The sequence below is a fragment of the Streptomyces sp. NPDC046308 genome, assembly GCF_055588065.1.
The window spans coordinates 1-25,556 of sequence record NZ_JBVJFB010000008.1 but is presented as its reverse complement, the minus strand read 5'-3'; the positions used below and the strand labels follow the sequence as shown (position 1 = coordinate 25,556).

24 protein-coding genes, 1 tRNA gene and 1 pseudogene are annotated in these 25,556 nt (G+C 73.3%); 15 read left to right on the top strand and 11 right to left on the bottom strand.

Going from position 1 to position 25,556, the window contains the following annotated elements; genetic code table 11:
• Nucleotides 1–19: 19 nt before the first annotated feature.
• The 3 genes from ACZ6JT_RS28245 to ACZ6JT_RS28235 are packed head-to-tail and all read right to left on the bottom strand — an operon-like array spanning nucleotide 20 to nucleotide 3,590.
• Nucleotides 20–1,006, bottom strand: a complete 987-nt coding sequence (locus tag ACZ6JT_RS28245) for a hypothetical protein (RefSeq protein ID WP_469213981.1) — start codon at nucleotides 1,004–1,006, stop codon at nucleotides 20–22.
• On the bottom strand, nucleotides 1,003–2,241 hold the full coding sequence (locus tag ACZ6JT_RS28240; protein WP_469213976.1) for an MFS transporter: 1,239 nt from the start codon (nucleotides 2,239–2,241) through the stop codon (nucleotides 1,003–1,005). The genes ACZ6JT_RS28245 and ACZ6JT_RS28240 overlap by 4 nt, the downstream gene beginning before the upstream one ends.
• Nucleotides 2,241–3,590, bottom strand: coding sequence for a discoidin domain-containing protein (locus tag ACZ6JT_RS28235; protein WP_469213974.1), 1,350 nt, complete (start codon nucleotides 3,588–3,590; stop codon nucleotides 2,241–2,243). Before ACZ6JT_RS28235 ends, ACZ6JT_RS28240 begins: the two co-directional genes overlap by 1 nt.
• A gap of 268 nt (nucleotides 3,591–3,858) precedes the next feature.
• Here ACZ6JT_RS28235 and ACZ6JT_RS28230 point away from each other — a divergent pair, with 268 nt between their 5' ends.
• Complete coding sequence (locus tag ACZ6JT_RS28230; protein WP_469213972.1) at nucleotides 3,859–4,050, top strand: hypothetical protein; 192 nt, start codon at nucleotides 3,859–3,861, stop codon at nucleotides 4,048–4,050.
• Nucleotides 4,051–4,077: 27 nt separating this feature from the next.
• Here ACZ6JT_RS28230 and ACZ6JT_RS28225 read toward each other — a convergent pair whose 3' ends face one another.
• The 3 genes from ACZ6JT_RS28225 to ACZ6JT_RS28215 form a co-directional block, all read right to left on the bottom strand.
• On the bottom strand, nucleotides 4,078–4,995 hold the full coding sequence (locus ACZ6JT_RS28225) for a polysaccharide deacetylase family protein (RefSeq protein WP_469213971.1): 918 nt from the start codon (nucleotides 4,993–4,995) through the stop codon (nucleotides 4,078–4,080).
• Between the two features lie 96 nt (nucleotides 4,996–5,091).
• A complete protein-coding gene (locus ACZ6JT_RS28220; RefSeq protein WP_469213970.1) occupies nucleotides 5,092–6,444 on the bottom strand; it encodes an alkaline phosphatase PhoX in 1,353 nt (450 codons plus the stop codon).
• A gap of 102 nt (nucleotides 6,445–6,546) precedes the next feature.
• Nucleotides 6,547–7,128 carry a hypothetical protein gene (locus tag ACZ6JT_RS28215; RefSeq protein WP_469213969.1) on the bottom strand — a complete coding sequence of 194 codons (582 nt, stop codon included), beginning with the start codon at nucleotides 7,126–7,128 and terminating at the stop codon, nucleotides 6,547–6,549.
• A 253-nt stretch (nucleotides 7,129–7,381) separates the two neighbouring features.
• Here ACZ6JT_RS28215 and ACZ6JT_RS28210 point away from each other — a divergent pair, with 253 nt between their 5' ends.
• On the top strand, nucleotides 7,382–8,695 hold the full coding sequence (locus ACZ6JT_RS28210; RefSeq protein ID WP_469213967.1) for a cytochrome P450 family protein: 1,314 nt from the start codon (nucleotides 7,382–7,384) through the stop codon (nucleotides 8,693–8,695).
• Nucleotides 8,696–8,722: 27 nt separating this feature from the next.
• Nucleotides 8,723–9,817 carry an amidohydrolase family protein gene (locus tag ACZ6JT_RS28205; protein ID WP_469213965.1) on the top strand — a complete coding sequence of 365 codons (1,095 nt, stop codon included), beginning with the start codon at nucleotides 8,723–8,725 and terminating at the stop codon, nucleotides 9,815–9,817.
• A 52-nt stretch (nucleotides 9,818–9,869) separates the two neighbouring features.
• On the opposite strand, the gene ACZ6JT_RS28200 is transcribed toward ACZ6JT_RS28205, so the two are convergent.
• Nucleotides 9,870–10,295, bottom strand: coding sequence for an OsmC family protein (locus ACZ6JT_RS28200; RefSeq protein ID WP_469213963.1), 426 nt, complete (start codon nucleotides 10,293–10,295; stop codon nucleotides 9,870–9,872).
• A 62-nt stretch (nucleotides 10,296–10,357) separates the two neighbouring features.
• On the bottom strand, nucleotides 10,358–11,413 hold the full coding sequence (gene zapE / locus ACZ6JT_RS28195) for a cell division protein ZapE (protein WP_469214425.1): 1,056 nt from the start codon (nucleotides 11,411–11,413) through the stop codon (nucleotides 10,358–10,360).
• 84 nt (nucleotides 11,414–11,497) lie between these two features.
• On the opposite strand from zapE, the gene ACZ6JT_RS28190 reads away from it, so the two are divergent.
• From ACZ6JT_RS28190 to ACZ6JT_RS28145, 10 genes are all read left to right on the top strand, one after another.
• Complete coding sequence (locus ACZ6JT_RS28190; protein ID WP_469213961.1) at nucleotides 11,498–12,280, top strand: pyrimidine reductase family protein; 783 nt, start codon at nucleotides 11,498–11,500, stop codon at nucleotides 12,278–12,280.
• Between the two features lie 148 nt (nucleotides 12,281–12,428).
• A complete protein-coding gene (locus ACZ6JT_RS28185) occupies nucleotides 12,429–12,896 on the top strand; it encodes an indole-3-glycerol phosphate synthase (protein WP_469213959.1) in 468 nt (155 codons plus the stop codon).
• A gap of 53 nt (nucleotides 12,897–12,949) precedes the next feature.
• Entirely contained in the window at nucleotides 12,950–14,344 is a 1,395-nt protein-coding gene (gene murC, locus ACZ6JT_RS28180; protein WP_469213957.1) for a UDP-N-acetylmuramate--L-alanine ligase, read from the top strand.
• Nucleotides 14,345–14,367: 23 nt separating this feature from the next.
• Complete coding sequence (gene msrB / locus ACZ6JT_RS28175) at nucleotides 14,368–14,781, top strand: peptide-methionine (R)-S-oxide reductase MsrB (protein ID WP_469213956.1); 414 nt, start codon at nucleotides 14,368–14,370, stop codon at nucleotides 14,779–14,781.
• Nucleotides 14,782–15,146: 365 nt separating this feature from the next.
• Entirely contained in the window at nucleotides 15,147–17,474 is a 2,328-nt protein-coding gene (locus tag ACZ6JT_RS28170) for a sensor histidine kinase (RefSeq protein WP_469213954.1), read from the top strand.
• On the top strand, nucleotides 17,471–17,890 hold the full coding sequence (locus ACZ6JT_RS28165) for a roadblock/LC7 domain-containing protein (protein ID WP_030713599.1): 420 nt from the start codon (nucleotides 17,471–17,473) through the stop codon (nucleotides 17,888–17,890). Before ACZ6JT_RS28170 ends, ACZ6JT_RS28165 begins: the two co-directional genes overlap by 4 nt.
• Nucleotides 17,890–18,258, top strand: a complete 369-nt coding sequence (locus ACZ6JT_RS28160; RefSeq protein ID WP_469213952.1) for a DUF742 domain-containing protein — start codon at nucleotides 17,890–17,892, stop codon at nucleotides 18,256–18,258. The genes ACZ6JT_RS28165 and ACZ6JT_RS28160 overlap by 1 nt, the downstream gene beginning before the upstream one ends.
• A gap of 1 nt (nucleotide 18,259) precedes the next feature.
• The gene (locus ACZ6JT_RS28155; protein WP_469213950.1) at nucleotides 18,260–18,844 is read left to right on the top strand and encodes a GTP-binding protein; all 585 of its coding nucleotides are present in this window, start codon (nucleotides 18,260–18,262) and stop codon (nucleotides 18,842–18,844) included.
• A 199-nt stretch (nucleotides 18,845–19,043) separates the two neighbouring features.
• Entirely contained in the window at nucleotides 19,044–21,104 is a 2,061-nt protein-coding gene (locus tag ACZ6JT_RS28150; protein WP_469213948.1) for a phosphocholine-specific phospholipase C, read from the top strand.
• Nucleotides 21,105–21,289: 185 nt separating this feature from the next.
• Nucleotides 21,290–22,051, top strand: a complete 762-nt coding sequence (locus ACZ6JT_RS28145) for an alpha/beta fold hydrolase (RefSeq protein WP_469213947.1) — start codon at nucleotides 21,290–21,292, stop codon at nucleotides 22,049–22,051.
• 75 nt (nucleotides 22,052–22,126) lie between these two features.
• Here the strand turns inward: ACZ6JT_RS28145 and ACZ6JT_RS28140 are convergent.
• A tRNA-His gene (locus tag ACZ6JT_RS28140) sits at nucleotides 22,127–22,199 on the bottom strand.
• A gap of 74 nt (nucleotides 22,200–22,273) precedes the next feature.
• On the bottom strand, nucleotides 22,274–23,086 hold the full coding sequence (locus tag ACZ6JT_RS28135; protein WP_469214423.1) for a CTP synthase C-terminal region-related (seleno)protein: 813 nt from the start codon (nucleotides 23,084–23,086) through the stop codon (nucleotides 22,274–22,276).
• A gap of 119 nt (nucleotides 23,087–23,205) precedes the next feature.
• Here ACZ6JT_RS28135 and ACZ6JT_RS28130 point away from each other — a divergent pair, with 119 nt between their 5' ends.
• The gene (locus tag ACZ6JT_RS28130) at nucleotides 23,206–24,051 is read left to right on the top strand and encodes a LysR family transcriptional regulator (RefSeq protein WP_469214421.1); all 846 of its coding nucleotides are present in this window, start codon (nucleotides 23,206–23,208) and stop codon (nucleotides 24,049–24,051) included.
• Nucleotides 24,048–25,187, top strand: a complete 1,140-nt coding sequence (locus tag ACZ6JT_RS28125) for a M24 family metallopeptidase (RefSeq protein WP_469213945.1) — start codon at nucleotides 24,048–24,050, stop codon at nucleotides 25,185–25,187. Before ACZ6JT_RS28130 ends, ACZ6JT_RS28125 begins: the two co-directional genes overlap by 4 nt.
• A gap of 33 nt (nucleotides 25,188–25,220) precedes the next feature.
• Here the strand turns inward: ACZ6JT_RS28125 and ACZ6JT_RS28120 are convergent.
• A pseudogene (locus tag ACZ6JT_RS28120) lies at nucleotides 25,221–25,415 on the bottom strand (DUF3459 domain-containing protein); the annotation flags it as partial.
• Between the last annotated feature and the right edge of the window lie 141 nt (nucleotides 25,416–25,556).

Here is a 25,556-nt window from a genome sequence, read left to right as displayed (position 1 = left end):
CCTGGCGGCGCGACACCCCTCAGCGCATGCCGGCGGGTGACGAGCCGCCCGGGACGAGGAGGTGGGGCTCGCCCGTGCCGTCCGCCCGGGCCGACCAGATGTCGCTCGCGCGGCCGTCCTGTCCCGGCAGGGCGTACGCGAGCGTCGAGTCGTCCAGCCAGACGGCCTGGTCGTCGACGCTGCGGGGCTCGGCCAGGGGGTGCTCGCGCAGCGTCGCGAGGTCGAGGACGTACAGCCGCCAGGGCGTCCGGGGATCGTCGGAGACCTTCTTCTTGAAGGCGACGCGCGTGCCGTCCGGGGACAGCGAGGGGCATTCGGCGTTCTCCCGCAGTGCCTTCGCCGACCAGGCGCGCAGGTCTCCCTCGACCAGGTGGGTGGCGCCCCGGGTGGAGACGGTGGCGTAGAAGCGGTTGTCGTCGGCGGCGAAGCTGACACCCCAGTAGTTGACGTCGGAGTCGTGGTGGCGGGCCCCGCCGAGGGTCAGCGGGATCTGCTCGATCGACTTGATCAGATAGCCGGTGCGCAGGTCCAGGATCGCCGTCCGGGTGGAGAACGCGGTGGCGGCGTAGGAGTCGCCGGTGGTGAAGGTCGTCCAGGACAGGAGCTGTCCCGAGGCGGAGACGCGGGCCCGGTTGGGGATGCCGGGCACGGTCACCCGGCGGATCTCGCGCAGCCGCCGGTCGAGCACGAGGACATCGGTGCGGGGCGGGACGCCCGGCAGCCTGCGCAGGCACAGGGCGTGCTCGCCGGCGGCGTGGAAGCGGTCGCAGGAGGGGCCGCCCGTCACCCGCGGCAGGCCCGGGCCGCTCTGGCGCGCGACCCGTCCGCCGGCCGGGTCCCGGAAGTAGAGGCCGGGTTCCGCGAGGGTGAAGGAGGCGTCGGCCTGCTGCCCCGGCGGCCGTTCCCGGTGCCGTGCGTGCAGGACGTAGCCCAGCGAGCCGCCGGCCAGCAACAGGACCGCGGCGATGACGAAGGCCAGGCGCAGCCGTCGGGACGGGGGGTTCATCGTGCCTCCGGGGCGGTCGGGGGAGCGGCGGGCAGGATGCGCGAGGCGGCCACGAGCGCCCCGGCCAGCGCGAGGACGGCCGCCCACAGGGCGGGGCGCTGTCCCCAGAGGGTCCAGGCCGCCCCGAACCCGGCGGCGCCGAGCAGCCGGGCCAGCGCCTGGCCGGTCTGCAGCAGCGCGAGGCCGCCCGCCCGCCCCTGCGCGGGCAGCGCCGGCGCGGCCAGTGCCATGAGGACGCCGTCCGTGCCGGCGTAGAAGATCCCCAGCAGGGTCAGGACGGCGGCGACGCTCGGCCAGGAGACGGGCGCCAGCAGCACGGCGTACGCGCAGAGCAGGGCGCCGTGCCCGAGCAGGAAGGCCGGCCGTCGTCCGGACCGGTCGGCGAACCGGCCCGCGGGGACGGCGAGCAGGAGGTAGACGGCGGCCGCGCCGAGCGGCAGCAGCGCGAACAGGGTGGGCGGCAGGTCGAGAGCGCGCAGGAGCAGCAGGTAGAGGAAGGCGTCGCCGATGGTGGCGGCGCCGAGCAGGGCGGCGGCGTACAGGACGCGGCGGAAGGCGGGGTCGCGCAGGGCCGCGGTCCTGGCCGGGCGCGCGGGCGCCGGCGGGGCGGGGGGCGCGGCCGGGACGTACAGGACGAGCAGGAGCACTCCGAGCAGGCCGGTGCAGAAGCTGACGGCGAACACCGCGTCGTAGGCGTCGGCGGTCGCCCACAGCACGGCGAACGCGGCGAGCGGACCGAGGAGGGCGCCGGTGGTGTCCATGGCACGGTGCACGCCGAAGGACCGGCCGAGCGTCTCCGGGGGCCCGCTGAGCGAGATCAGGGCGTCGCGCGGGGCGGTGCGGATGCCCTTGCCGAGGCGGTCGGCGGCGAGCGCGGCCGCGATCCCGGCGGTGGCGCCCCCGGCGAGGAGCAGCCCGAGCCGGGACAGCGCGGAGAGCAGGTAGCCGACGCCGGCGACCCGTTTGTGACGGCCGCCGCGGTCGGCGAGCCGCCCGCCGAGCAGCCGCACGAGGGCGGTGGCCCCGTTGAACATCCCGTCCAGGAAGCCGAACTGGAGGGGAGTCAGGCCCAGGTCCAGGACGAGGTAGAGCGGCAGCACCGCCGTGACCATCTCCGAGGAGACGTCGGTGACGAGGCTGACCGCGCCGAGCGCGAGGACGGCGGCGGGGACGCGCCGCCGGGCCCCCTGGGGGCGGGGCGGCGCGTCCGGGCGGCCGTTGGCGGCCAGGTACATCAGTGGCAGCTGTACTTCGGGCCGGTGTCCTTGACCTGGCCGTCGGTGGCGACGTAGGTCCACCCGTAGCCGGAGTCGGTGAAGTCGAGCTTCACCACGCCGTACGGTCCGCTGATCCGCTTCTGGCTGTTGGGCTGGATCTCCTCGATCGGGTAGGGCTCGGCGCCGCCCATCCCGCCGACGATCTCCACGATCCCGTCGGCGGTCGCCCGGCCCTCGGGGTCCTGCGGGGCGAACCGCTCGTAGTGGTGGTCGTGGCCGTTCAGGACGAGGTCTGCCTTCGCGGCGTAGAGGATCTTCCAGACGGGCTTGGAGACCGGGTCGTTGCCGTGCCCGCCGGAGGAGAACAGCGGGTGGTGCCAGTAGGCGGCGACGCACCGCTTGGCGTTGGCGGCGAGATCGGCCTTGAGCCAGTCGATCTGGGCGGCCTGGTCGAAGGAGTTGGAGTCGAGGGCGATGAAGTGCCAGTTGCCCTCGTCGTAGCTGTACCAGCTCTTGCCCTGCGGGAAGGCGATGCTCCCGAAGTACGACTTGTACCCGGCGAGCGGGCCGGCCGGGTCGTAGGTCTCGTGGTTGCCCGGCACGGGGCGGGTCTTGGCTTTGAAGGCGCCCCAGCTCTTGTCGTAGTAGGCGCGGAAGTCGGAGAGCCGGGCGTCGTCGTACTGGTTGTCGCCCATCGTCAGATAGAACCTCGGGTCGATCTGCCGGGCGAGCGCGGCGGTCCGGGGGTGTGCGCAGCCGCTGTCGGAGGACGTGCACTGCGCTGCGATGTCACCGGCGGCGACGACCGTGAAGGCGCCGCCCGGCGGCGGTCCGCCCTCGACGGTGCCGTACACCTCGGCCTCGAAGAGCGAGTAGCCGTACGAGGTGCCGCGCGCGGTGCCCTGGACGCGCAGGTACCGGCCCTTTCCGGACAGGCCGGTCCAGTCGTCGACGCCGCCGTTGCCGGCGGCCTCGGTGGCGAGCGTGGTCCAGGCTGCGCCGTCGGCGGAGACCTCGACGCGGTACGCCTTGGCGTAGGCGGCCTCCCAGGTGAGCCGTACCCGCGAAACGGTGGCCCCGGGGCCGAGGTCGACCCGGATCCACTGCGGGTCCTTCCCCTCGGCGCTGGCCCAGCGGGTGGCGGGGTCACCGTCGAAGGCGTTCTTCGCGCCCAGCGACGAGGTCTCGGTGGAGGACGCGGTGGCGGGCTTCCCGCGGGATATGAGGGGGTCGGCGGCGGCCCCGGCGCGGTCGGGCCAGGCCAGGAGCAGCCCGCAGACGAGCGCGAGTGCGGTGACGCCGGAGAGGAGGAGGGCGCGGAGTCTTCCGCTTAACAGTGGCGGCCGGTCGGAGGTGTTCGGGCGCATACCTGGAACTCCCTGCTTCGAGGGGCGGCGAGAGCTGGGCACTGGCGCGGGCGGCCCGGTCCCCTGCCCGCGGGCGGGCAGGGGGCGGCACCGCGGCGGCCGGGTCAGAGCTCTCGCTGAGCGCGTCATGCCCGTGGGGGTGGGCACCGCGCCGAGCCGCCGCCCGGGACCTTAACAGGAAGGAAAGTTTCCTACCAGTGCTCCGGCAGCAGTTGTTCGAAGGCTGTCCCGCGCCGGGTTCCGGGCCGCCGCCGGTAGGCTCGTCCGCATGGACCAGCCGAACGGGACGCCGTCGTACTGCCCCGCCCCCGCCGCCCCGGCCGAGCGGGTGGACGGGCCGCCGTACGCGGACTGCCTGGAATGCGGCAAGCCCACCGAGTACGGGGTCGCGGCGCCGGGCGTGGTGCTCTGCCCGGTGTGCGAGTGGCAGGACGCGCAGCGCACCGCCTGCTCCGGCTGACCGGCCCCGTCACCTCGCGGCCCCCGGTCACTTCCCGATGAGCTCGGAGACCTTCACGAAGCGGTAGCCGCGCTTGCGCAACTCCGGGACGATCTTCCGGATGGCCTCCTCGGTGACCGGGGCGGCGCTGCGCGTGCAGTGCATGACCACCACGGAGCCCGGCCTCACCCCGGTGAGCACCTGTTCGGCCACCGCTTCGGGGTCCTTCGCGAAGGCGTCCCCGCTGACCACGTCCCACTGGACGGCCGTGACCTTGGCCGTGGACAGGGCCCGCAGCGCCTGGTCGTCGTAGCACCCGCCGGGAAAGCGGAAGTACGGGACGGTGTTGACGGCCCCCGCCTGCCGGAAGGCGGCGAACGCCCGGTCCACGTCGGCGCGGGCGGCGGCGGCGTCGAGCGCCGGCAGCCCGTAGCAGGGGGACTTGAAGGCGTGGTGGCTGTACGAGTGGTTGGCGATCTCGAAGTTCGGGTCGGTGCCGATGGACTTCGCCTGGTCCGGGTACTCCTCGGCCCAGCGGCCCGTCATGAAGATCGTCGAGGGCACCTTGAGCGTGCGCAGCGTCGCGATCAGCTGCGGGTTGTCGAAGTGCTCCCCGTCCGCGGCGCGCGGCCCCTGGTCGGAGGTCATGTCGGCGTCGAAGGTCAGTGCCACGGTCTTGTCCGTCCGCTGCGCCGCCCGCTCGAAGACCGGGGTCAGGCCGTTCGGGCCGGGGGCCAGGGTCGGGGCCTTGGCGGGAGCGCCGGCCTGCGGAGCGCCGGCCTGCGGGCCGGGGGGCGCGCTGTTCGGGGCGGACGCGGCGGGCGCGCCGGAGGCCGAGGCGGCGGGAGTGCCCAGGCGGGCTTCGCGGCCGGTGTCCGGAGCGGCGCCGCCCCCGCAGCCCGCGAGGGCGGCGCCCAGCACCGCCGTGGCAGCCGTGGCGGCTACTTTTCGTACGGAAATGGTCACGTACGCAAACTATATGACTATCCGACAAGAGAGCTGCGCGACAGGCGGTCGTACGGGGATGCGGTCAGGTGGTCATGTCGTCATACGAATCCGGGGTCAGCGCCAGGGACCCGTCACCGCGAAGGTGGTGCCCGGGGTGTACGCGTTGACGTACATCGTCCGCCCGTCGGGCGAGAAGGTGACCCCCGCGAACTCCCCCCACTCCGGGGCCCCCGGCTGCCCGATGTCCTGGGCGTTGCGGGCCACCGGATAGACCTCGCCGCCCGCCGTCACGCCGAACACGTACTGGGCGCCGCCGCCGTCCTCGCACACCATCAGGCCGCCGTCCGGCGCCAGGCAGATGTTGTCGGGGGAGTCCCCGGGCAGCGCGATCTCGGCGGCCGGGCCGAAGAGCACGTCCAGCCGCAACCGGGCCCGGCGCGGATCGTAGAACCACACCTGCCCGTGGTGGTCGGCGGACGCGCCCTCGTCCGTGCGGGCGAAGCTGGACACGAAGTGGACGCCGTCGCCGCCCCAGTAGCAGCCCTCCAGCTTCTGCGCGTGGGTGATCCCGCCCGGCCCGAAGTCCTGCAGCCGGATCGGGGTCGAAGCGGCCGAGGGGTCCGGTACGGGCACCCACTCCACCGGGAACTCCGCCCCGGGCTCGTCCACCACCGCGAGGTCCGCGATCCCCGGTACGCGCAGGGCCTCCAGGTCGCCTCCGGCCCGCAGCGAGCCGAGCCCGCCGAGCGGCCGCGCCGGCAGGAAGCGGTAGAACAGCCCGAACGGCTTGACGAAGGCGTCCTCGGTCTCGTAGACGACCCCGCGGTACGGGTCCACGGCGACGGCCTCGTGCGCGAAGCGGCCCATCGCGGTGAGCGGGACCGCGCCCGAGCGGTGCGGGTCGGCGGGGTCCACCTCGAAGACGTAGCCGTGGTCGCGGGCGTAGCCGGAGGTGCCCGCGCGGTCCTCGGTCTCCTCGCAGCTCAGCCAGGTGTTCCAGGGGGTGCGGCCGCCCGCGCAGTTGACGGCGGTGCCGGCGAGGGCGACCCGCTCGCCGGTGACCGCCCCGGCAGCGTCCAGTTCCAGGGCCGTGCAGCCGCCCAGCGCCTCGGGGTCGTACGTCAGCCCCGGGACCGCGGGGACGCGCAGGGCGGCGGTGGTGCGGTTCTCGTGGTTGCGGACCAGCCGCACGCGGCCGCGGCCGGCGTCGAAGGCGGCCATGCCGTCGCAGTTGGCCGGGACGGTGCCCTCGCCGGAGCGCAGCGGACCGCCCGCCCGCGAGAGCACCCGGTAGCCGAACCCCTCGGGCAGGTCGAGCAGCCCGCGCGGGTCGGGGAGCAACGGACCGTACCCGCGCCCGGCGCGGGCGGCCAGGGCGGCGGGGGAGCCGCCGGCGAACAGCGCGCCGAGCGTCCCGCTGAAGGCGATCGCGCCGGCGGCGAGCAGGCTGCGTCGGGTGACGGACATCGGCGGCTCCGGGCGGTGTTCGGCGGCGGTGTGCGGGAAGGGCACCCGGGACGGCACCCGGGACGGCGTCAGGGGCGGCGTCAGGGGCGGGTCAGGTGCGGGTCAGGGGCGGACGGTGCCCGGAAGGCAGGTCACCGCCGGGTTGAAGGTCTGGAACAGCCCGCCGGGATTGTCCTTCCACAGCCACAGCTGCAGGGCGTAGTGGACCGGCTGGCCCGGGAAGTTGCCGGGCCGCGGGCCCTTGAAGGGGACGCCGAACAGCGTGGGGCGGTCGTCGTCCGTGGTCAGCTTCTGGTCGCGGTCGTAGACCAGCCACTGGACGCCGACGAGGCGCTTGCCGCCGCGCCCGTCGTCCTCGTAGTACAGCGCGGCGGGCTTCGCGGGGTCGAGGGAGTTGTCGTACGCGTGGTTGAAGTGCGGGTAGCCGAGCGCGCCCGTTCCCCCCGCCTTGTCGACGACGCAGTACTTGTCCGGCTTGTAGCCGGCGGCCACCGCGTTGGCGTGCACCTGGTACCTGGCGGTCGCCTTGTACACGAGGGCCCGGTCGGCCGCGGCCCGGCCGGCGCCACCGTCGGCGCCGGCGCCGGGACGGGGCGCGGCGCCGGAAGCGGCCGAGGGAGCGGCGACGGCCGCCAGGGCGAGCGAGGCGGCTGCGGTGAGGGCCAGGGTGAGACTGCGGGCCATGCGCGGGCTCCTTGCGAGGGGCTGGCAAGAGACCCACTACCCCTTCCCCGGGCCGCCCCGCCCGCCACACACGCGGCCCCGGACGGCCGACCGCCGATCGGCTGAGAGCCTGCCGGACCCCGCACGCGGACGACCCCGTACCCGGCCCCGCCGGCCTCACCCGAACGGGAACGGCGCCGTTTCGCGACGCACCCGCACGGGGAACCGGTGTGTCCGCGGAAGACGAGCACGAGTGCGACGGAGGGTGCGGAACATGGCGCAGCAGGATGCGGCACCGAACGGCGGCGGAGGGCTGCGGGACATCGTCTCGGCCGTGTCCAGGGGCGCGCCGGAGTACCGGCAGTGCCCCCACCCGATGTACGCCGCCCTGCGCGAACAGGCCCCGGTGTGCCGGCTGACCCCGCCGCACGGCGTCGACACGTACCTCATCACGCGCCACGACGACGCCCGTGACGCGCTGTCGGACCCCCGCTTCAGCAAGAACATGCGCGGCGCCATCGACACCTACCACGCCGTGTACGGCAGCTTCTTCGACGCGCTCGACGACAACGTGCTCTTCTCGGACCCGCCGCGGCACACGCGGCTGCGCCGCATCCTGCGCAGCGCCTTCACCCCCCGGCGGGTGGAGGAGATGCGCCCGCGGATCACCGAGATCGCCGAGGACATCCTCGGCGAGTGCCGGAGGGCCGGCACGGTCGACCTGATGGCCGCGTTCGCGTTCCCGCTGCCCATCGCGGTCCTGTGCGAACTGATGGGCATCCCGCAGGAGGACCGCCCGGAGATCCTGGAGCAGTTCGCCGTGGTGACGCGCTCCCGGTTCGACCCCAGCCGGAAGGCGGAGCTGAAGGCGGCCGAGGAGCGGCTGCAGCACCGGCTGGAGCGGCTCATCGCGGACACCCGCGCGCACCCGTCGGACTCCTTCCTCAGCGACCTCGTCCAGGCGGAGGAGCAGCTGGAGGACCCCGAACTGGTCGCGTCGCTGTGGGTGCTCTTCTTCGCCGGACACAAGACCACCGCGTACCAGATCGGGAACTCCGTCCTCAACCTGCTGCTCCACCCCGACCAGGCGGCCAGGCTCCGCGAGGACCCGCGGCTGATCCCGCGGGCGGTCGAGGAGATGCTGCGCTTCGAGGGTTCGGTGGAGACGTCGACCTTCCGGTACGCGGCGCAGGACGCCCGGATCCGGGACACGCTGATCCCCGAGGGCTCGCTGGTGCAGATCGCGCTCTCCTCGGCCAACCGGGACCCCGAGAAGTTCGACTCGCCGGACGAGCTGGACGTGACGCGCGAAGGACTCCAGGGGACGCACCTGGCCTTCGGACACGGCACCCACTACTGCCTGGGGGCCCCGCTGGCGCGGCTCGAACTCGAGATCGCGTTCGCCTGCCTCCTGCGGGAGTTCCCGGACATGGAGCTCGCCGACGCGGCGGAGACCCGGGGGGCGTGGCTCAAGGGCCCGGTGGCGGCGTTCCGAGGGCTCGAACACCTCCGGATCGTCCTGGAACCCGCGCGCCCGGACGCAGATCCCGGCGAGCCGACCATGGCCTCCGTGGCCTCCGGAAAGTAACCCAGACCCGATGGGCGGTGGACCGGCATGACGGATTCCGTGAGTACCCCCGCGCTGCGCCTCCTGGGCACGCCGGCGGACGAACTGCGCATCGCCGCGGTGGGCACCAGCGAGGTCATCCGCGTCGGGCGGAGCCCCTCCGCACCGGGCCCGGACGCGGCGCGCGCAAACCATTCGAAGATCGACATGCATCACCACTACTGCGCGCCGCAATGGCGCGAGTGGGCCGTGCACCACGGGCTGATCACGCAGGAACAGCTGCCGCCGTGGACGCGCCTCGGCATCGCGGACGCGCTCCGGTTCATGGACGGGGCGGGCATCACGACCGCCGTCCTCAAGCCGATGCTGCCGGCGCGCTACCGCTCCTCGGCGCAGCTGCGCGAGGCCGTCACCATCACGCTGCAGTCGATGATCGAGGTGGCGACCTCGCATCCGGGCAGGTTCTCGTACTACGTGCCCCTGTTCCTGGACGACCCGGAGGCCTCGTCGTGGGCCGTGCGCCGCGGCCTCGGGCAGCTCGGCGCCGTCGGGGTCAACGTGACGGCCAACCACGGGGGCGTCTACCTCGGGGATCCCTCGTACGACAGGCTGTTCCACGAGCTGAACGAGTTCTCCGCGGTGGTGGACACCCACCCGCACAACCTGCCCGGCTGCCCGCCCGGCGCGTCGAGCGTCCCGGGCATCCCGAACTTCGTGTGCGACTTCCTGCTGGACACCACCCGGGCCGCCGTGAACATGATCAGCAACCGCACGCTGGACCGCTTCCCGGACATCTCCGTGGTCCTGCCGCACGCCGGCGGCTTCCTCCCGTACATCGCCACGCGCCTGCAGGCCCTCGGCCGGTTCTGCGAACCGCGCGTGGAACCCGCCGCCGTCCGCGACCACCTGAGCCGCTTCTACTACGACACGGCGGGCCCCATGGCGCCCGCGGCGACCCTGCTGGAGCACGTCCCGGCCGATCACGTCCTCTTCGGCACGGACTGGCCCGCCGCGCCCGCCGACACGGTCACGGACCTGGCGCTGCCCGCTCTCGAGGCGGACCCGTCCTTCACCCCCGAGCAGCTGCAGGGCATCTACCACGGCAACGCGATGCGGCTGATCCCCCAGCTGGCGAACGCCTGACGGGGGCGCGGGCCGCGCCGTGCGGCCCGCACCCCCGGCGGAGCGGGCGGGATCAGACGAGCTCGGCGCTCAGGGTGATCGTCGTACCGGTCAGGGCCTGGCTGACCGGGCAGTTCTTCTTGGCGTCCTCGGCCGCGGAGGCGAAGCCCGCCTCGTCCAGGCCGGGGACCTCGGCGCGCACCGTCAGGTGGATGCCCGTGATGCCCTCGCCCGGCTGGAAGGTCACGTCGGCCTTGGTCTCCAGGCGGGTGGGCGGGGTGCCGGCGCCGTCGAGGCCGTGCGAGAGGGCCATCGAGTAGCAGCTGGAGTGCGCGGCGGCGATCAGCTCTTCCGGGCTGGTCTTGCCGTTCGCGGCCTCGGCGCGCGAGGGCCAGGACACCTCGAACGAGCCGCGGCCCGAGGAGTCGAGGCTGACCGTGCCGGCGCCCTTGAGCAGGTTGCCTTCCCAGACGGTGTGCGCGGTACGCGTGGTGGCCATGGTGATCCCTTCGAAGATGTGGGAAACGGCCGGGCGCCCGGAAGGGCCCGGCGTCCCCAAACCTACTGGGACACCAGGGGTTTCGCGTCGCGTGCCAGCGCGGTGAGCCGCGATATGGCGCGGAAGTACTTCTTCCGATAGCCGCCGTTCAGCATGTCGTCGCCGAAGAGCCGGTCGAAGGGCACCCCGGAGGCCAGGACCGGGATCTCGCGGTCGTACAGCCGGTCGGCCAGTACCACCAGCCGCAGCGCCGTCGACTGGTCGGGCACCGGGCCCACGTCGGTCAGGCAGACGGCCGTGATCCCGTCGGTCAGCGCGCCGTAGCGGCTGGGGTGCACCCGGGCCAGGTGCTCCAGCAGGCCGGGGAAGTCGTCCAGGCTCGCGCCGTCGGTCGCGTACGCGGCCTTGGCGACCTGCTCGTCGGAGAACGGGGCGGGAGCCTCCGGCAGGCCGCGGTGGCGGTAGTCCTGGCCGTCGATCCGCAGCGGCCGGAAGTGCGCCGACAGCCCCTGGATCTCGCGCAGGAAGTCGGCGGCGGCGAAGCGCCCCTCGCCGAGCTTGCCGGGCAGCGTGTTGGAGGTGGCGGCCAGCGCCACGCCCTGTTCGACGAGGCGGCTGAGCAGCGAGGACACCAGCACGGTGTCGCCCGGGTCGTCCAGCTCGAACTCGTCGATGCACAGCAGCCGGTGCCCGCCCAGGGTCTGCACGGTCTGCTGGAAGCCGAGCGCGCCGACCAGGTTGGTCAGCTCCACGAAGGTGCCGAAGGCCTTGAGCGCGGGCTCGGCCGGGGTGGCGTGCCACAGGGAGGCGAGCAGGTGGGTCTTGCCGACGCCGTACCCGCCGTCGAGGTAGACGCCGCGGGGGCCGGAGGGGGCCGCGGGCTTCTTGGAGAACCAGCGCTTGCGGCCGGCGCCGCTCGCGTGCGCGCCGCCCAGACCGGCGGCGAAGCCGCTCAGCACGGTGACGGCCTCGGACTGGCTCGGCTGGGTCGGGTCCGGGTCGTACGTGTCGAAGCGGACCGAGTCGAAGCGCGGCGGCGGCACCATCTCGGCCACCAGCCGTTCGGCGGGCACCCGCGGCTCGCGCGCGCACAGGGCCTGGGGTCCCGCGTCGGCTATCGGAGGCCGGCCGGAGGGGTAACCGGAGGTGGAGAGTGATGTCGACACAGCCCTTAACTCTACGGGGCGTGGCACACTGCCCGGATGCGACGCCTGTTCCCTGTGACCGATCAGACACCAGCCCCGCCCGGGGACCGGGCCGACCGGGAGTGGTCGCTCGACGAGCTCGCGGACGCCTACGCGTACCCCGTCCTGGCGGCGGACGGGCACTGGCTGCGGGCGAACATGGTCTCCACCCTGGACGGCGCGGCCCAGCACGACGGCCGCTCGCAGCCGATCTCCGGCGAGACCGACATGAGGATCTTCGGCACCCTGCGGGCGCTGGCCGATGTGGTCGTCGTCGGGGCGGAAACGGTTCGCCAGGAGGGCTACCGCCCGGCCCGGGCCCGGGAGGCCTTCGCCGCCCGCCGGGCGGCCGCCGGACAGGGCCCGGCCCCCGCCATCGCCGTGGTCACCGCGCGCATGGACCTGGACTTCTCGCTCCCCCTGTTCACCTCCCCGCTGGTGCCGACCCTGGTGGTCACCGGCGCCGGCGCGCCCGCCGACCGGGTGGCCGAGGCGGTCAGGGCCGGGGCCGAGGTCGTGGTGGCGGGCGACGGCGCGGCCGTGGACCCGGCCCGCGCGGTACGGGAGCTGGCCGAGCGGGGGCTGCGCCGCCAGCTGACCGAGGGCGGGCCCCGGCTGCTGGGCCAGTTCGTGGCCGCCGACGCCCTGGACGAGCTGTGCCTGACGATCTCGCCGATGCTCGCGGCCGGGGACGCCCAGCGGATCGCCGGAGGACCCTCCGTCACGGTTCCGCACCGGCTCGCGCCCGCCTCCGTACTGGAAGAGGCCGGGTTCCTCTTCACGAGCTACCGTCGGATCTGACAAGGGGCGGAATTTGGCGTTCCGCTTTGCTTCCGCTGGGCACATAACTGGGCAGACATGTCTGCGCAAGGCCCCGTGCGACAGCGGGGCAGGATGGTTTCCGCAGGGGCCGGCCAGCCGGCCCCGGCCCATGAAGGAGAGGGCGTCCGTGTTCACGAGCGTATTGATGATCGAGCAGCCGCTGACCACGGTGGACGTGGACTTCGTCACCACCCTGCACGGGGACGACCCGGTCTCCTTCGTCGTCCTCATGCGCCCCCGGGGCGACCAGGACCGACTGCTGCGCGCCATCGACGACGTCGCGCTCGGTGAGCTCCCCGAGGCCATCCGCGAGGGCGACGAACCCGAGGGCGAGGCCGCCCGCGGCCCGGCGGCGCACGCCCTCGCGCACTCCCTGAACGCCTTGCGGCAGAAGGGCGCCAACGCCACCGGGCAGCTCATCGGGGACCACCCGCTCGACAAGCTGAAGGCCGTCGTGGACGAGACCGGCGCCGACGAGGTGATCGTCCTGACCGCCCCGCACTTCGTGGAGGAGTTCTTCCACCGGGACTGGGCCTCCCGCGCCCGCCACAAGGTCGGCGTTCCGGTGCTCAAGCTCTTCGCCCACAACGAATAGGCTTGGCCCGTCAGAGCTCGACAGCACCACCCCTCGATCCTGGAGCGACCTGAATGAAGCCCGGCCTGCCGACCGCCATGGAACGGCCCCACTTCATCGGCATCGGCGGCGCCGGGATGTCCGGCATCGCGAAGATCCTGGCCCAGCGCGGAGCGCAGGTCGCCGGCAGCGACTCCCGCGACTCCGAGACCGCCCAGGCCCTGCGCGCCCACGGCGCCACCGTCCACATCGGGCACGCGGCCGGCCACCTCGCCGCCGACTCCACCTGCGTGGTCGTCTCCAGCGCCATCCGCGCCGACAACCCCGAGCTGGCCCGCGCCGCCGAGCTCGGCATCCCCGTCGTGCACCGCTCCGACGCCCTCGCCGCCCTGATGGACGGGCTGCGCCCGATCGCCGTCGCCGGCACCCACGGGAAGACCACCACCACCTCGATGCTGGCGGTGTCCCTCTCGGCCCTGGGCCTGGACCCCTCCTACGCCATCGGCGGCGACCTGGACGCCCCCGGCTCCAACGCCCACCACGGCGAGGGCGACATCTTCGTGGCCGAGGCGGACGAAAGCGACCGCACCTTCCACAAGTACAGCCCGCAGGTCGCGATCATCCTCAACGCGGAACTCGACCACCACGCGAACTACGCGTCGATCGAGGAGATCTACGAGTCCTTCGAGACCTTCGTCGGCAAGGTCGTGCCCGGCGGCACCCTGGTCGTCGCCCACGGCCAGGAGGGCGCCGCCGAGATCGCCCGCCGCGTCGCGGGCCGGGACGGCCTCACCGTCGTCACGTACGGCGAGGAGGAGGACGCCGACGTCCGGATCACCAAGATCACCCCGCGTGGCCTGACCAGCGAGGTCACCGTGGTCCTGGACGGCCGGATGCTCACCTTCACCGTCTCCGTGCCCGGCCGCCACTACGCGCACAACGCCGTCGCGGCCCTCGCCGCCGGCGTCGCCCTCGGCATCCCGGCGCACAACCTGGCCTCCGCCCTCGGCAAGTACACCGGCGTCAAGCGCCGCCTCCAGCTCAAGGGCGAGGCCGCCGGAGTCCAGGTCATCGACTCCTACGCGCACCACCCCACCGAGATGACCGCCGACCTCGAGGCCATCCGCGGAGCCGCCGGAGACTCCCGGATCCTGGTCGTCTTCCAGCCGCACCTCTTCTCCCGCACCCAGGAGCTGGGCAAGGAGATGGGCGGGGCGCTGGCCCTGGCCGACGCCTCCGTGGTCCTGGACATCTACCCGGCCCGCGAGGACCCGATCCCCGGCATCACCAGCGAGCTGATCATCGCGGCCGCCCGGTCCGCGGGCGCCGACGTCTCCGCCGAGCACGACAAGACGGCCGTCGCCGACGTCATCGCGGGAATGGCCAAGCCCGGCGATCTCGTTCTCACCATGGGCGCGGGAGACGTCACGGACCTCGGTCCGGCCATCCTCGCCCGGCTGTCGAGCTGAAGGTACGAGGGAGCGGGAGAGTCATGTCCTACGAGGTAGAGAAGACGGACGAGCAGTGGCAGGCGGAGCTGACCCCGTCCGAGTACCAGGTGCTGCGCCTCGCGGGCACCGAGCCGGCCTTCCGCGGTGAGTACACCGACACCAAGACGGAGGGCGTCTACTCCTGCCGCGGCTGCGGAGCCGAGCTGTTCCGCTCCTCGGAGAAGTTCGAGTCGCACTGCGGCTGGCCGTCCTTCTTCGACCCGAAGGACACCGACGCGGTCGAGCTGATCGCCGACACCTCGCACGGCATGGTCCGTACCGAGGTCCGCTGCGCGAAGTGCGGCTCCCACCTGGGCCACGTCTTCGAGGGCGAGGGCTACCCGACGCCCACCGACCAGCGGTACTGCATCAACAGCATCTCCCTGCGCCTGACCCCCGCCACCGACGAGGGCTGACACCGCGGGACCCCGCCGGGCCCCCACCGACCCCGAACGGGCCGGTGGGGGCCCGCGCGCGTTCCGCTTGCCGGTCCGCCCGCGGCGGGCGGCCGTTCGCGCGGCTGGCCGGAACGGGTCCCCCTTGATGTCGAGGACATCGCAGTTCGATTCCGATCCGGTCTCTGGCCTGCGGTGATCCAAAGGTGATAGCACGGTTGGGCAGTGAAGACACCTATCCGTTTTCTCCATGTGTCTGGTTATGATCGGCACCCTCACATCCCGCCGCAGCCGAACCGGTTGTGGCCGTCCCCTCCCCAGGACCGTGCCGTCCGGCTGCTCGGCAACCCCCGACATCCCCCTGCCGCCCCCGCTCCCGAGGACCGATGTCTCCCATAGAACCCGAAGGCGCACCAGGGCAGTCGACGACGCGTCGGTGGCGCAACGTGCGCCTGCGCACCCTGCTCATCTGGCTGGCGGTCGTCCCCACCCTGGCGATGGGCACTCAGGTCACCGTGAGCGCACAGCGGTTGCTGGCCCAGTCGGAACAACTGCGGGCCGACGTGGAGGCCGCCGAGCGGATCGGCGCACCGCTGTACACGCTCATGGTCGACATGCAGGCGGAGCGGACGGCGACCGCCGCCCAGTGGGCGGGCACCGACGGGGCCGAGGGCGAACTGCGCGCCCGTCGCGCGGCAACGGACCTGGCCGGCACCGAGTTCCGGCGGCTGGCGGACGATCCGTCGAGGTCCTTCACCGAAGTGACCAGGCAGCTCGACAAACTGGCCGCGTACCGCCAGCGCGCGGACACCCGCAGCGGCGCCGCCGACAGCACGCTCGCCTACTACTCCGAGGTGATCGGCAAGGTCATCCAGGTGTACCAGCAGGAGTTCAGCCACGCGGAGGACGCCGAACTCGCCCAGGCGAGCCGGCCCGTGGTCGCGATGCTCCAGGCCACCGAGATGGTGGCGCGCGAGGACACCGTCCTGGCCCTGGCCGGCCCCTCCGGGGAGCTGAGCTTCGTCGGCTACGACCAGTTCGTCAGTTCCCTGGGCGCCCAGCGGTACCTGCACGAGGCGCTGATCGTGCCGCACCTCGCCGAAGGGGACGAGCGGTTCTACGAGCGGGTCGTCGGCTCCGCGGACTGGCAGACGAAGACGCGCATCGAGAACGCCGTCCTCTCCGGTCACAAGGACACCGTGTCGGGCATCAAAGTGCCCGCCGAGGTCGCCGGCTGGTCCTCCGCGCACGCCAACTTCTCCGTGCAGATGACCACGCTCAACATCGACCTGGCGCGCTCGGTGCTCGCCCGCGGCGAAGCCAAGGCCGCGGAACTGCAGACCGAGGTCGCCTGGCTGATCGGGGGAAGCGGCGGCGGCCTGTTGGCCGTCGTGATCGTGGTCGTGTTCACCACCCGCTCGGTGCTCCGCCGGCTGCACGAGCTGCACGTACGCACCGTGACCGTGGCCGAGGAGACCCTTCCCGACGTCGTGGCCCGGCTCCAGCGCGGACAGAAGGTGGACGCCGCGGCCCTGCCGGCCGTGACCGGCGACCGGGACGAGGTCGGGCGCATCAGCGACGCGTTCGCCCGGGCCGTCGCCGTGTCGGTCGACGGACACCGGCAGCTCGCCGCCGAACGCCACGGGTTCGGCCTGTTCGCCTCCGGCATCGCCTCGCGCACCGGGAACCTCGTCAGCCGCCAGCTGAGCCTCACCGAGGAGCTTCAGGACACCTTCGGCCACGACGAGGCGCTGCTCGCCCAGTTGATGCGGTCCGACCAGCTGACGGTCGGCATGCGGCGGCAGATCGAGAACCTCCTCATCCTGGCGGGCGGCGAGGTCCCCGACCCGCACACCGAGCCCATGCGCGTCGCCGACCTGCTGCGCGAAGCCGCCGCGGAGGTCGAGGACTTCCGGCGCATCGAGCGGCAGGCCCTGGACGAGACCAGCGTGGAACCGAGCGCGATCAGCCGGATCAGCCACCTGCTGGCCGAGCTGCTGGACAACGCCACCCGGTTCTCCCCGCCGAAGGCGAAGGTGGTCATCCGTGCCGAACTGGTCGCGGACGGACTGTCGGTGGAGATCGAGGACCGCGGACCGCGGGTGAGTCCCGAGCGCTACGAGGAGATGAACGGGCGCCTGCACCAGGCCCCGCCGTACTCCGTCCTGGCACAGAACGCGCACCGGCTCGGCCTCTTCGTCGTCGGCCACCTCGCCGACCAGCTCGGGGCGACCGTCACCCTGCGCCGCTCGGTGTACGGGGGGACCTGCGCCGTGGTGATCCTCCCCGGGGAACTGCTGCTGGCGAGCGGGGCGGAGCCCCCGCGCGAGCCCGCCCGGCCCGAACCCGCCCCCCGGACCCTGGCCGCTCCCGAGCCGGAGGCCGCGGCCGCGGCCGAGCCCGAGCCGGTGGCCGAGCCCGAGCCGGTCCTGCTCACGGGCGCCGGCCTGCCCAGCCGCCGTACGACGACGTCCGCGCCCGCCCCCGCGGCCGCCCTCGCCGTCCGGCCGGCTCCGGCGGACGCCCCGGCGCGGCCGGCCCTCCCCGAGCGCGTCCCGCAGACCCACATCGCAGACCAGCTGCGCGCGCCCCGCGCGCCGCAAACACCCGTGCGGCCGGACACCGAGACACCCGAAGAGGTGGCCGACGCCTGGGCGGACTACGAACAGGGGACCCAGACAGTGGAAGAAGAGCTCCGACGGGATCAGTCATGACCATCTCCTCGAACACCACCGCATCCAACGACGCGATCTACAGCGTCCTGGACAACAACCTGAGCAGGATCGCGGGCATCCAGGGCGCCGTGCTCCTGTCCAACGACGGCATCCGGCTCAGCGCCTACCTGCTGGACCAGCCCCAGGCCGAGCGCATGGCGGCCGCGGCCTCTGGCATCGCCTCCACGATGAAGGCGATATCGCGGGAGATCGACGGCGGCGGCGTCATCCGCCAGCTCGTCGAGATGGACGACCGGTACCTCTGCATCGTCGGGTGCGGGGAGGGCAGCACGCTGATCGTGGTCACCTCCCGCAAGGCCCGCCTCGGCGAGCTGGGCGGCGAGGCCGTACGCACGGCCCAGGCGCTCGGCGAGTGGCTGGGCACCCCCGACCGCGGTCAGGTGCCGTCCTCGTAATGCCGCAGGACGAGCCGCAGCCCGCGAGTCGCCGCCGTACGCGGCTGTACGCCCTGACCGACGGACGTACGGCCGCTTCGCAGACCGTCCTCACCATGGACACCACCATCACGGCGGCGGTCGCCGGCGACGCGCTCGGCGGGCTCCCCACCGAATGGCAGGAGATCCTCGCCATGTGCGCGCCGCCGGGCGGGCGGGCGGTCGCCGAGATCGCGGCGCGGATGCACATCCGTCTCACCCCGATGACGGTGCTCCTCGGGGAACTCGCCGACCGCGGGCTGATCGACCACCGGCCGCCGCTGGCGGCCACCGACACCACCGACGTCAACCTGCTCATGAGAATCAGGGACAACCTTGCCCGGATATGACATGCCCGCCTCCGGGGAACCCGACCCGGTCAAGATCCTCATCGCCGGCGGGTTCGGGGTCGGCAAGACGACCCTGGTGGAGACGATCTCCGAGATCGAGCCGCTGCGGACGGAGGAGCGGCTGACGGCCGCGGGCGTCGGGGTCGACGACCTCGACGGCATCGAGTCCAAGACGCTCACCACGGTGGCCATGGACTTCGGCCGGATCACCCTCACCGATGCCGGGGTCGTCCTGTACCTCTTCGGCACGCCCGGCCAGGAACGCTTCTGGTTCATGTGGGACGACCTGCTGAACGGGGCCCTCGGGGCGATCGTGCTGGTCGACACGCGGCGCCTCGACCGCAGCTTCCCGGCCGTCGACTTCTTCGAGAGCCGCGGACTGCCCTTCGTGGTCGGCGCGAACTGCTTCCACGGCGAACAGCCGTACACCGCACAGGAGATAGCGGCGGCCCTGCACCTGCGCGATCCGCGGACGCCCGTCCTCATGCTCGACGCCCGCTCTCGCGGGGACGTCCGCGCCTCCCTGCTCGCGCTGCTCGACCGGCTCATCGACACGGCACGGGAACCGGCGGCCGTCGGCGGCTGACGGGAGCGCTGCGAGGGGGTGTTGTGTTGCGGGGAGTTCCCCTACCCTCCCACCAGCGCGGCCGCGGCGGGCGGAGCAACGCCGTCCGTTCTCCAGGTGTACGGCACCGCGTCACGAGGGGATCCCCGGCCGGTACCCCGGGGCCGCTGTCCTTGGGGCGCCCCTCGACTCCCCCCTCACCCGCAGAGGTCGTCACGCCATGGCAGAACTCAACCGTCGCAGGTTCCTGCAGATAGCCGGCGGCACCGCTGCCCTCACGATGCTGAACGACAGCATCGCGCGGGCCGCCGCCATCCCGGCGCAGGGCACCACCGGCACGATCCAGGACATCGAGCACGTCGTCGTCCTGATGCAGGAGAACCGGTCCTTCGACCACTACTTCGGCGCGATGAAGGGCGTCCGGGGCTTCGGCGACCCGCGCCCCGTCCTCCAGGACAACGGCAAGTCCGTCTTCTTCCAGTCCGACGGGACCAAGGACGTCCTGCCCTTCAACCCGCAGGTCGCGGACCTCGGGATGCAGTTCCTGGAGGGGCTGAACCACGACTGGGCCGGCGGCCACCAGGCGTACAACAACGGCAAGTACGACAAGTGGATCCCGGCCAAGACGGCCACCACCATGTCGTACATGACCCGGAACGACATCCCGTTCCACTACGCCCTCGCCGACGCCTTCACCGTGTGCGACGCCTACCACTGCTCCTTCATCGGCGCCACGGACCCGAACCGCTACTACATGTGGACGGGCCACACGGGCAACGACGGCGTGGGTGGCGGCCCCGTCCTCGGGAACCAGGAGGCCGGGTACGGCTGGAAGACGTACCCCGAGCGCCTGGAGTCCGCAGGGGTCTCCTGGAAGGTCTACCAGGACATCGGCGACGGCCTGAACGCGGCCGGCTCCTGGGGCTGGATCAACGACGCCTTCCGCGGCAACTACGGCGACAACTCGCTGCTGTACTTCAACACCTACCGAAACGCCCAGCCCGGCAGCGCCCTGTACGAGAAGGCGCGCACCGGCACGAACGTCAAGGCGGGCGACGGCTACTTCGACCGGCTGCGCGCGGACGTGGTGAACGGCACGCTGCCCTCCGTCTCCTGGATCGCCGCCCCCGAGGCCTTCAGCGAGCACGCCAACTGGCCGACGAACTTCGGTGCCTGGTACATCTCGCAGGTCCTGGACGCGCTGACGGCGAACCCGGCGGTGTGGGCGAAGACCGCCCTCTTCATCACCTACGACGAGAACGACGGCTTCTTCGACCACGTCGTCCCGCCGTACCCGCCCGCCTCCTCGGCCTGGGGCCTGTCCACCGCCGACGTGTCCAAGGACCTGTACGCCGGTGGCGGCGGCTACGCGGCCGGACCGTACGGCCTCGGCCCGCGCGTGCCGATGATCGTGGTCTCCCCGTGGAGCAAGGGCGGCTACGTCTGCTCCGAGACCTTCGACCACACCTCGGTGATCCGCTTCATGGAGAAGCGCTTCGGCGTGCAGGAGCCCAACATCTCCCCGTGGCGCCGCGCCGTCTGCGGGGACCTGACCTCGGCCTTCGACTTCACCCGCGCCGACGCCGCGCCCGCCGCCCTGCCCTCCACGGCCGGGTACGTCCCGCCGGACAGGAACCGCCACCCGTCCTACCACCCGACCCCGCCGGCCACGGGCACCCTGCCCCGGCAGGAGGCCGGCTCCAAGCCGACCCGCGCGCTGGGCTACAGCCCGTACGTGGACGGCGCCCGGACCGTCTCCACGGGCAAGTTCACCCTCACGTTCTCCTCCGGCCCCACCCTCGGCGCCCACTTCCACAGCACCTCGGGCAACCGGACCGACGGCCCCTGGCCCTACACGGTCGAGGCGGGCAAGACCCTCTCGGACACCTGGTCCACCAGCAGCTCCACCGGCAACCAGGTCAACCTGACGGTCTGGGGCCCCAACGGCTTCCTGCGCACCTGGAAGGGCCCGGCCAAGAAGGCCGGCCCCGAGGCCACGGCCCGCCACGTCGCCGGCACCGGCAACCTGGCCCTGACCCTCACCCACTCCGGTACGGCGGCCGTCAACCTGACGGTGACCAACGCCTACGGAGGCGCCCCGCAGGTCATCAGGGTTCCGGCCGGCGGCACCGTCGCCCACACGGTGGACCTCGGCGCCACGGGCCGCTGGTACGACGTGAGCGTCGTCTCCGACGCCGACGCCACCTTCCTGCGCCGCTTCGCCGGCCACGTGGAGACGGGCGCCCCGGGCGTCTCCGACCCGGCGATCAAGACCGTCTGACGCGGTCCTCCGGTGGGCGCGGCAGCCGCCGTTCCAGGACCGGCGGGTCCTCGGGGCGGCGGGGCCGCGGGGCCGCGGGCGCACCGGAGCAGCGGGTCGCGTGTCGGCTCGACGGTGTGATCGTGGACCCGATGGGCAGAACGTACGGGTCCGTTTTCGTCGCCCCCGTCACCGAGGGAGAACGCATGGCCATCGCCCACCGCAGGATCGGTACCGGACCCGTTCGCGTCATCGTGCTGCACGACTGGTTCGGCACCTCGGCCAACTGGGGCTCGGTGCTGGACCACCTGGACCCCGAGGGGTTCTCGTACGCCTTCCTCGACTACCGCGGCTACGGCGACCGCCGGGACGTGACGGGCCGTCACACGCTCGACGAGATCGCCGACGACGTCCTCGAACTCGCCGACCAGCTCGGCTGGGACACCTTCTCCCTGCTCGGCCACTCCATGGGCGGCAAGGCGGCCCAGCAGGTGCTCGTGCGCGCCCCCGAGCGGATCGAGAAGCTCGTCGGGATCAATCCGGTCCCGGCCGCGCCGTACGCGATGGACGACGCCACCCGCACCCTCTTCTTCGGCGCCGCGGAGAGCCCCGAGAACCGGCGCGCCATCCTCGACCTCGTCACCGGCAACCGGGCGAGCCGGCGCTGGATCGACCGGATGGTCGCCCACTCCCTGGAGGTCTCCCGCCCGGAGGCCTTCGCCGACTACCTCGCGAGCTGGCAGTCACTGGACCTGTCCGACGCCGTCAAGGGCAACACGGTGCCGGTACTCGTCCTGGTCGGCGAGTACGACCTCGCGCTCACCGTCGACGTGATGCGCGCCACCTGGCAGGTCTGGTACCCGAACTGCCGCATCCGCACCCTCCCCGGCGCCGGGCACTACCCGCCGCACGAGACCCCCGTGGCCTTCGTCACCGAGGTCGAGGCCTACCTGCGCAACACCCCCTAGCCGCAGCCGCACCGCCGGACCCCGAACGCAAAAAACCCCCGGGGTACGAGGAGACCTCGTACCCCGGGGGATCAGGGTGAGTGACGGGACTTGAACCCGCGGCCACCTGGACCACAACCAGGTGCTCTACCAACTGAGCTACACCCACCACGAAGGGCGGCGGACCACCCGTTCGATGTGCATGCACAGCATAGCCGATCTGCGGGGTGGTCCCGCGACGCGTTATCCGGCCGAGCGGCTGGTGGCCGGTGTCGCGGCGAGCCGGGCCGTGACACCGTCCCGGCGGCCGGCGGCGTGCGCGACGGCCGCCGCGGCCAGGGCCCGGACGATCGGGTGCGGCCGCGAGCCGTCCCCGTGCAGCTCCGGCTGGAACAGCGTGGCCAGGAAGAACGGGTGCCCGGGCAGCTCGGCGATGCGGGCCTGGCCCTCCTGGTCGTGCCCCGACAGCCGCAGCCCGTGGGCGGTGAGCGTCGGCAGGTGCCGGGGCGCGGGTCCGTAGTTGCAGTGGTAGCGCTCCATCGACCGTTCCGCTCCGAGCGCGGCCTCCGCGAGCGAGCCGGGCTCGGCCCGTACGAGGCCCTCGTGCCCGACGAGCGAACAGGCGAGCGGCGCGATCAGCGGGTCCGCCGCCCCCGGGTCGTTCTCGGCGTGCGCCACCGAGGTCAGCCCGCAGACCGTCCGGGCGTACTCCAGCAGGGTGTGCTGGAAGCCGCCGCAGGTCCCGAGGAAGGGGATGCCCTCCTCGCGGGCCACCCGGATCGCGGCCAGCGCCCCGGCCTCGCTCGCGTACGGGCTCCCGGGCAGCACCCACACGGCGTCGAAGCGGGCCAGTGTCCCGGCGGCCGCCTCGGCCCCGGCGTCGCCGGTGGGGATCCAGTAGGCGTCGAGGACGAGCCCGTCGCGGGAGGCCAGGGCGTCCAGGAGGAGCGGGATCCGGGTGTGGGACTTCACGTGCGGGGAGCGGTCGCCGACGAGCGCGATCCGCGCCGCAGGTGCGGGCTGGGGGGTCTGCGGGGTCTGCGGGGTCTGCGTCATCTGCGGGGTCCGTGCGGTCCGTGTGGTCTGTGCCGTGGTCATGTCGATCATCCTGCGGCCGACTCCCCGTTCAGCGCCAACGATTGTTCCTGCACCCGCCATCAGTGATCCTGATGACCATGGACCCGCACCTGCTCCGCACCTTCGTCGCCGTGGCCCGGCTCGCCTCCTTCTCCGCCGCCGCCCGAGAGCTCGGTTACACCCAGTCCGCCGTCTCCCAGCACATCGCCGCGCTCGAAGGGGACCTGCGGGCCGAGCTGCTCACCCGCCGGCCCGTCGCACCGACCGCGGCCGGAACGCGGCTGCTGGAGCACGCCGGGCCCCTGCTCCTGCGGCTCGACGCCGCCCGCGCCGACGTGCTCCGGCTGACCGCCGCCCCGCCCGGCCGGGTCACCCTCGCCGCCTCCCCGCTCGCCGTCGGCCCCCGGCTGCTCGCGGCCCTGCCCGCCACCGGGGTCACCCTGCGGGTGCTGCCCCCGGCCGAGGTGCCCGCGGCCGTCGCCACCGGGGGCTGCGACCTCGGCCTCGTCGACGGCCCGGCCGCGCCCAGTGACCCGCTGCGGCTGCCCGACGTGGCCCCCCTCACCGTGACCGGCGTGGCCGAGGAGGAGCTGGCCGTGCTGCTGCCCGCCGGGCACCCCTTCGCCGGGCGGGCAGCCGTCCGGCTGGACGACCTCGCCGACGCGCGCTGGCTCGACGCGCCCGGCGTGGGGCTGCCGCTCACCGCCGCCCGGGCCTCCGTCCGCTACGACGGCACCGACCTGCACGCCCTCTGCGCCCTCGCCGCGGCCGGGCACGGCCTCGCGCTGCTTCCGCGCAGCGTCGCCGAGGCCGCCGGCGCGGGGGTCGCCGTACCGCTGTCCACCCCGCGCCTGGTGCACCGTACGGAACTCCTCACGCCCGGCACCCCGACCGGCGCGGCCGCCGCCCTCGCCGCCCGGCTCACGGCAGGATCACCCGTATGACACGTGACGCCGCATTCAAGGACCCGGCACCCTTCACGGCCGACGACTACGCCGCCCGGATGGCCGCCGCCGCGCGGACCGCCGCCGACGCCGGACTGGCCGGTCTGCTGATCGCCCCCGGGCCCGACCTCACACACCTCACCGGATACCGGCCCACCGCCGAGACCGAGCGGCTGACCGTGCTCGTGCTGGCCGCCGGACAGGAACCGGTGCTCGTCGTCCCCGCACTGGAGGCCCCCGACGCGGCCAAGGCCGCGGGCGCCGCCGCGCTGACCCTGCGGGACTGGACCGACGGGACGAACCCGTACTCCGTGACCGCCCCGCTGCTGGATCCGGCCGGCCGGTTCGGGGTGAGCGACAACACCTGGGCCCTCCATCTCCTCGGCCTCCAGAGGGAGTTGCCACAGACCTCCCACGCGCCGCTCACCGACTGCCTGCCCATGCTGCGCGCCGTGAAGGACGAACGGGAACTGGAGCGCCTCGCCGCGGCGGGGGCCGCCGCCGACGCCGCCTACGCGCAGATCCTCCACCTGCCCTTCGCCGACCGCCGGGAGACGGACGTCGCCGCCGACCTGGCCGCCCTGCTGCGCGCCCACGGCCACTCCCAGGTCGACTTCACCGTCGTCGGCTCCGGCCCCAACGGGGCCAACCCGCATCACGAGGCCGGCGACCGCGTCATCCGCCGCGGCGACATGGTGGTCCTCGACTTCGGCGGGCTGCGGTTCGGCTACGGCTCCGACATCTCCCGCACCGTGCACGTGGGCGAGCCCACGGCCGAGGAGCAGCGCGTCCACGACATCGTGCGCGAGGCCCAGCAGGCCGGCGTGGCGGCGGTCCGCCCCGGGGTCTCGTGCCAGGAGGTGGACCGGGCGGCCCGAGCGGTGATCACCGAGTTCGGGTACGGGGACCGCTTCATCCACCGCACCGGCCACGGCATCGGCGTCACCACCCACGAGCCGCCGTACATGGTCGAGGGCGAGGAACAGCCCCTGGTCCCCGGGATGTGCTTCTCCGTGGAGCCGGGCGTCTACCTGCCCGGCCGGTTCGGCGTGCGCATCGAGGACATCGTGACCGTCACCGAGGAGGGCGGGCGACGGCTCAACAACGCCCCGCGCGAGCTGGCCGTCGTCGAGTAGCCCGGCCGGGGGCGGGCCGCGGCGACCGTGCCCTCACGGACCCAGCACGACCGCCGATTCGCCGGGGACGTGGATCCGGCCGTCGGGGCCCGGCTCTTCGAGGGGCTCCCAGGCCGCCAGCACCCGCACCCCGTTGCGGCCCAGCGCGATCGTCACCGGCTCCGGGGAGAGGTTCACGGCCACCCGTACGTCGCCCCGCCGGAAGGTGAGCCAGCGCCGCTCCTCGTCGTGGGGGGGGGGGGGGGGGGGAAAGGAGAGGGGGGGGGGGGGGGGGGGGGGGGGGGGGGGGGGAAAAAGGGGGGGGGGGGGGGGGAGGGGGGAGGGGTTATCACGCGAACAGCGCGGGACAACGGTCCAGAGGGAGACGTA